Genomic DNA, 2,414 nt, shown 5'->3' on the forward strand with positions numbered 1-2,414 from the left:
AACGAGGGTCCGGCCGGCAACAACTCGGGCGACTTCGTCATCATCTGAGACGACGTCTTCGAGCGAACGCGACCCGGGGCCGGGGGAGAAATCCCCCGGCCCTTCCTTTTTGTCGCGGCGGCCACCAGTGGCGTCCCGGTGCGCCATGGACTAGAGAGGGAGCGAAGCCACGGCGCCCCTTTGCGGGCAATCGAGGATCGGATGACGGACGCATTTCCCGTGATGGTCGGCTGGGACAGCCGGGAGGACATCGCCTACCAGGTCTGCCGGCATTCGCTTCTGAAGCGGGCCTCGATCCCCGTCGCGGTCGAACCGATCCGCCAGCCGGACCTGCGCGCCGCCGGCCTCTACACGCGCGACGCCGATCCGCTCGCCTCGACCGAGTTCACCTACACGCGCTTCCTGGTGCCCCGGCTGCGGGACTTCCAGGGCTGGGCGCTCTTCGTCGACTGCGACTTCCTCTGGCTCGACGACATCGCCGGCCTCGCCCGGCTGGCCGATCCGAAATTCGCCGTCATGTGCGTCCACCACGAGTACCAGCCGACCGAGAGCTGGAAGATGGACGGGGTGCCGCAGACCCGCTATCCGCGCAAGAACTGGAGCAGCCTGATGCTCTGGAACTGCGGCCACCCGGCCAACCGGGTGCTGACGCCGGAACTGGTGAGCCGCGAATCGGGGGCCTTCCTGCACCGCTTCCAGTGGCTGCCGGACGAACTGATCGGCGCCGTGCCGGAGCGCTGGAACTGGCTCGAGGGCTGGAGCCGCCCGCCGGCCGAGGGGCTGCCCGGCGCCGTCCACTACACCCGCGGCGGGCCCTGGTTCAAGGAATGGCAGGACGTCGCCTACGGCGACCTGTGGCTCGCCGAGGAGGCCGACTACCGGCGGCAGCCGATCGCCGCCGAATGAGCGCGGCCCCGAGCCCGGGATGAACGCGGCGGAGGTCGACGCCGCCGCGGCCGGGCGACTGGCCGCGGGCGATGTCGAAGGCGCGATCGCGGAACTGCGGGCGGGGCAGGGGCGCTCCCCGCATCCGGTCCTGGCGACCAATCTCGGTCGCCTCCTGTGGCGCCGCGGGGCGGTCGACGAGGCGGCGGAGCTGCTCGAATGGGCGGTCCGCCTTGCGCCGGAGGCGGCGGCCGGCTGGGTCAACCTGGGCGACCTCCGGGCGGCACTCGACGATCCGCGCGCCGGACGCGCCTACCGGCGCGCCGTCGCGCTCGTGCCCGACCCGGCCGAAATCCACTGGTCGATCGCGGTCGATCTGCTGACGCAGGGCGAGTGGCGCCGGGCCTGGCCGCACGCGGCGTGGCGCTGCCGCCATCCGCGGGTGCGGCAGCGCCCCGCGCCCTATCCGCCCCTGGCGGAGCGGCGGCGTCCGGGCGGCCGCCTCCTGGTCTGGAGCCACGAGGGCATCGGCGAGGACCTGCGGCACGTCGCCCTCCTGCCGGCCCTGGCAGCGACCGGATTCCAGGTCGTGCTGGAGGTCGATGCCCGGCTGGTGCCGCTCTTCGCCCGCTCCTTCCCCGCCGTCGAGGTCGTCGCCCGCGCCTGGCCGCCGCATCCGGCGACCGCCGACCGGGCGATCGTCGCCCATTCCGCCCTCGGTGACCTGCCGGCCTGGTTCGGGCTGGAGCCGGACCAGGTGCCGGCCGCGGCGCCATGGCTGCGGGCCGACAGGGACCGGGCGGCCGCGCTCCGGGCGCGCTATCGCGCGCTCGGCCAGGGACCCGTCGTCGGCATCGCCTGGGAGAGCCGCAACACCCCGCTCGCCGAGGCGAAGTCGCTCGCCCCGGCCGCCCTGGCGTCGCTCCTGGCCGTGCCCGGCCTCGTCTTCGTCGATCTCCAATATGGCGCGCGAGCGGGCGGCGGGGACGGGCGGCTCTTCCGCGATCCCGGGATCGACCCGCTCGCCGATCTCGACGGTTTCGCGGCGCAGGTGGCGGCCCTCGACCTGGTGGTCTCGTCGAGCAACAGCACCGTCCACATGGCGGGCGCGCTCGGCGTGCCGACGTGGACCCTCGTCCATCGCGGCCCGCCGATCACCCCCTACTGGATCGCCGGCCGGCCGCGGCCGCCGTGGTACCGGTCCATGACCATGCTGCGCCAGGATCGGCCGGGCGACTGGTCGGGACCGCTGGAAGCGGCCCGGCGCGGACTGGGCCGCGTGGCGGCCGGATCGGACGCCGCCCTCACCCGCGCGGGATGACCGACGGGCCTGATACTTTCGATCGCGCGGCGAATGCAGTGGGCGATTCTCGCGAAAAGAGAAGGTCGCCTGGAATCTTGCGACTATTTGCTGTCTGGGATAATACCAAGTCCGGCGGATCGACACGCTTTCCGGGAACGCGCGCTGGATCGCGCGGAAGGCGGTGCAGCGGCTCCGGCGTCGCTCGACTGCTCGCTGCGCGGCGCGC

2 protein-coding genes are annotated in these 2,414 nt (G+C 73.2%); both read left to right on the forward strand.

Annotation, left to right across the window (positions count from 1 at the left end; all coding sequences use genetic code 11):
- The first annotated feature begins 201 nt into the window (after nt 1–201).
- On the forward strand, nt 202–906 hold the full coding sequence (locus tag ACE3Q3_RS23930) for a hypothetical protein (protein ID WP_374450301.1): 705 nt from the start codon (nt 202–204) through the stop codon (nt 904–906).
- Between the two features lie 19 nt (nt 907–925).
- On the forward strand, nt 926–2,206 hold the full coding sequence (locus ACE3Q3_RS23935) for a hypothetical protein (protein ID WP_374450303.1): 1,281 nt from the start codon (nt 926–928) through the stop codon (nt 2,204–2,206).
- The last annotated feature ends 208 nt before the right edge of the window (nt 2,207–2,414 follow it).

It is taken from the genome of Allostella sp., assembly GCF_041913585.1.
In the GTDB taxonomy this organism is placed as follows: domain Bacteria; phylum Pseudomonadota; class Alphaproteobacteria; order ATCC43930; family Allostellaceae; genus Allostella.

What these genes read in the sequence shown, in the direction of transcription:
- ACE3Q3_RS23930 (WP_374450301.1), top strand. Translation starts at nt 202, where the DNA reads ATGACGGACGCATTTCCCGTGATGGTCGGCTGGGACAGCCGGGAGGAC.
- ACE3Q3_RS23935 (WP_374450303.1), top strand. Translation starts at nt 926, where the DNA reads ATGAACGCGGCGGAGGTCGACGCCGCCGCGGCCGGGCGACTGGCCGCG.